General features: G+C 46.1%; 2 protein-coding genes. Both read left to right on the top strand.

Features of this window, described 5'->3' with window-relative positions; translation table 11 throughout:
* Window positions 1-1,543: Mu transposase C-terminal domain-containing protein (locus tag ACM0OY_RS40300; RefSeq protein ID WP_414574284.1), on the top strand; the 1,543-nt coding region annotated here is incomplete at its 5' end.
* A partial coding sequence (locus ACM0OY_RS40295; RefSeq protein WP_414574283.1) for an AAA family ATPase occupies window positions 1,543-1,855 on the top strand: 313 nt, incomplete at its 3' end. The genes ACM0OY_RS40300 and ACM0OY_RS40295, both read left to right, overlap by 1 nt.

Here is a 1,855-nt window from a genome sequence, read left to right as displayed (position 1 = left end):
CGTATTCATCCCGTTTCTACAGGCATTGAACCCTCGTAAATTGGCTAAGGTATTGTTATTAGATCAATTTATTACCGAACACTTCGAGACACCAAGACAAGCCCCAGCCGCTTCTGTTTATCGCGCCTATACAAGAACCTGCGAAAGAACTAACATCCGCCCACTGAGTCAGCGCACATTTTATACTCGGCTAAAAAAGCGTCCCATCCATGAGCAGACTTTAAAACGTCAGGGAGCAAAAGCCGCATACGCAACCGAACCAATTGTTTTAGAACTAGCTAAAACTACACCCAGGCATGGAGACAGACCCTTTGCCATTTGCCATCTTGACCACACCCAACTCGACATCGAGTTACGCTCTCAAGTAACTGGTCGGAACTTAGGACGACCTTGGCTGACATTACTGATTGATGCCTACTCCCGACGCATCTTAGTAGTTTATCTCACCTTTGACCCACCTTCTTACAGGTCTTGCATGATGGCACTACGGTTGTGTGTCCAGCGTTTTGGTCGTTTTCCCCAATCCGTAGTTGTAGATGGCGGCAGGGAATTTCATAGCGTTTACTTTGATACCTTATTAGCACGTTACCACTGCATTAAAAAGACAAGACCCGGTGGTAAACCCCGTTTTGGCTCAGTAGTTGAGCGATTATTCGGCACAACAAATACTGAATTTATCTTTAACTTACTCGGTAACACCCAAGCCAGTAAACAACCGCGCCAATTGACCAAAGTTGTTAACCCCAAACAACTTGCCGTTTGGACATTAGCAGATTTATATACCTACCTGAGTGAATGGGCATACACCATTTATGACACGAGTGTACATGATACCTTGGGTGAGGCACCATTACAAGTTTATACCGACGCAATCGTTGCTACAGGGGAGAGAGAACACCGACGCATTGCATACAACGAAGACTTCCTCATGGCAACACGCCCTAGCACACCCAAAGGTAACGCTAAAGTCCAGCCGGGACAAGGAATTAAAGTCAATTATCTTTATTACTGGAATGATGCTTTCCGCAATCCGGTTGTCGAAAAAACCAAAGTTAGTGTGCGTTATGACCCTTTTGATATGGGTATAGCTTATGCGTACTTAGAGGGAAGATGGGTCAAATGTATCTCCCAGTATTACAGCACCTTTGCCGGACGCACAGAGAAAGAAGTGCTGTTAGCTGCCCAAGAAATTAGACAACAAGATAAGCGTAATGCTGTGAGTACAAATATCTCTGCCAAACGCCTTGCAGACTTCATCGCGGCGGTGCAAGAACATGAAATCTTACTCATGCAACGATTACGGGATTTGGAAGCTGTTGGGGTACTGGAAAATTTAACGCCCAATAAGGAAGGTGTACCCCAGTTCCCCCCAGTCAGCATTCTTGAGCCGACTATGGAAGCACACAGTCAAGATGACGAACAATTGCCAGCACTGCAAAACAACGTTGAGGCTTCGGCTCCGCTCAGCCTCAACACCGAGCGAAGTCGAGGTGTTGAACTGTTGGATCTCACACAACTGCCGATACTGGGGGAATACCGTTAATGGACAATTTTTTAACCGGGAAGGGGAGCGACCAAATGCACCTCAAACTGGCTCAGTTTAAGGAGTATGCAGTTTTACATCCACAGTTAGCACGGGTAGATATGTTGTTGATGCGTGCGATTCGAGAACCAGCAGGATTTGCTCATGTGTTGGTTTATGGGCCAAGTGGTGTGGGTAAGACAACGATGATTCGCCAGATTGCTAAACGGTTAAATGAAAATGTAGCCGAACAGTTACCGGGTGTATCCAATTCATTGAGGGAGCAACGCGATTTTGTGAGGTTGGGCGAAAAAGGTGCGATCGCTAAAACTT

The sequence above is a fragment of the Nostoc sp. CCY 9925 genome (assembly GCF_963920935.1).
Classification (GTDB): domain Bacteria; phylum Cyanobacteriota; class Cyanobacteriia; order Cyanobacteriales; family Nostocaceae; genus Nostoc.
Note: the sequence above shows the minus strand (reverse complement) of the source record. Positions and strands in the feature narration are given on the sequence as shown.